2 protein-coding genes are annotated in these 1,850 nt (G+C 62.4%); both read left to right on the top strand.

The genetic code is table 11. From position 1 onward, the window contains the following. Positions 1–170 precede the first annotated feature (170 nt). Positions 171–461, top strand: a complete 291-nt coding sequence (locus MTBSS4_RS17865; RefSeq protein WP_173984734.1) for a hypothetical protein — start codon at positions 171–173, stop codon at positions 459–461. Between the two features lie 367 nt (positions 462–828). Beyond that, on the top strand, positions 829–1,850 hold a 1,022-nt coding region (locus MTBSS4_RS17870), incomplete at its 3' end, for an IS110 family transposase (protein WP_173984735.1).

Raw genomic sequence — 1,850 nt, forward strand, 5'->3', positions numbered from 1 at the left:
GGTTGACTGGATTTAGGGCTTGGTGATGCATAAATTTCTCGACATCCTTATGGAATAAGCCATAGGCACAAAGCTACTCGCTAAAACTCCTGTCTCGGCTTAGACTGCCAAATGGCTTGGTCTGGTGTCGAGCGCTCCCGGCCTCCGCATGGTGGGGTTGGGAGATCAGTATGATTGGCCGGCTAGCCTTCTTTGTTTCCAACAACACGCGTCTGTCGTGGCTGGTCACGGTTTCCCTGGCCGCTGTGGTCGGCCTTGCCGCGGCATCGACGGTCCGGTCGGTGACGGAGACGGAGCGACTGTCCCGGTTGGGTGTCGAGGCGAACCGCCAGGCCATCGCCATCATGTCCCAGACCCTGAACGGCAATCTGATGGGGTCGGTGGCCGTCCTCGGTCTGCTGGACGAAGAGATCAAGGCTGAGGGCCTGTGGGGGGGAGTCCCAACGCACCAGGCATCCTGAGCAAGCTTGAGGGTGTCGCCAGGGCCTATGACGCCCAGGGACTCTTCGTGGTCGGCCAGGACGGAATCATACGATCCTCGTGGGACAGCAGCGGCAAGCCGTCAACCGGCCTGAACGTCAAGTTCCGGCCCTATTACCAAATGGCCATGCAGCGCAGGGAAAACGTCTACGCGGCGGCGCGGGCTGTCGTGCATCCGCGAGCACACCCTGCTTACCCTCGATGACTGCCTCTATGCCTTGCAGGCGACGATCCCGCATCTGATACCGCTCGGCCTATGAAATGATGGGGTGGACGGCCCCTGCTCACCGGCGTCGCAATGCGCCAAAGTGGTGGTTGTCGAGACACACCATTCGAAGGGGGCCGTCCATGGCAGAGATTATCACGGTTGGTTTGGATCTGGCGAAGCGGGTTTTCCAGGTTCACGGGGTGGATAGTGCTGGAGCCGTGACGCTCCGGCGCCAGTTGCGCCGGTCGGAAGTCGTCAAGTTTTTCGCCAGCCTTTCCCGGTGTGTTGTGGGGATGGAGGCGTGCGCGTCGGCTCACTATTGGGGGCGGACGTTGGTCAAGCTGGGTCACGAGGTGCGTCTGATCTCCGCATCGCAGGTCAAGCCCTATGTCAAGCGGGGACGAAAGAATGATGCCGCCGACGCCTCGGCGATCGCCGAGGCGGTGACGCGACCGCACATGCAATTCGTCCCGATCAAAACCGAAGAGGCGCAGGCGGCACTGATGCTTCATCGGACCCGCCGCCTGCTGATGACCCAACGCACCATGCTCGCCAACGCCTTGCGGTCGCACTTTGCCGAATACGGCATCGTCGAGCCGGAAGGCCAGGCCGGATTGGCGCGACTGGTGGTCCTCGCCCTGGATGCCCCCGACGCCGCCTTGCCCGAGGCCGCCCGCGAGGCGCTGGCGATGCTGGCGGCACATCTGCGCGATACCAGCGCAAAGATCGATGCGTTGGAGCACGAAATTCTGGCTTGGCATCGCAGCAATGCCGATAGCCAACGGGTAGCGACGATTCCCGGCATCGGCCCGCTGATCGCCAGCGCCATTGTTGCCACCATAGGTGACCCAAGGCGCTTCCGAACCGGGCGAGACTTTTCTGCCTGGCTTGGCTTGGTGCCGTCGCAGAATTCGACCGGAGGCAAGTCCATTCTCGGCCCCATCACCAAGGCAGGCGATCGTTACTTGCGGTCGCTCCTGGTCGTCGGCGCCACCGGCACGCTGTGGCGGCGGCGAAAGGAACCGGGGCCATGGTTGGCGGGGATGCTGGCGCGAAAGTCAATACGGCAGGTTTCCGTAGCCCTGGCCAACAAGATGGCACGGATGGCCTGGGCAATTCTTGCCAAGGGTGATGTTTACAGAGAACCGGCGGCTATTGCCGC

The organism is Magnetospirillum sp. SS-4, from assembly GCF_902729425.1.
Lineage (GTDB): Bacteria > Pseudomonadota > Alphaproteobacteria > Rhodospirillales > Magnetospirillaceae > Phaeospirillum.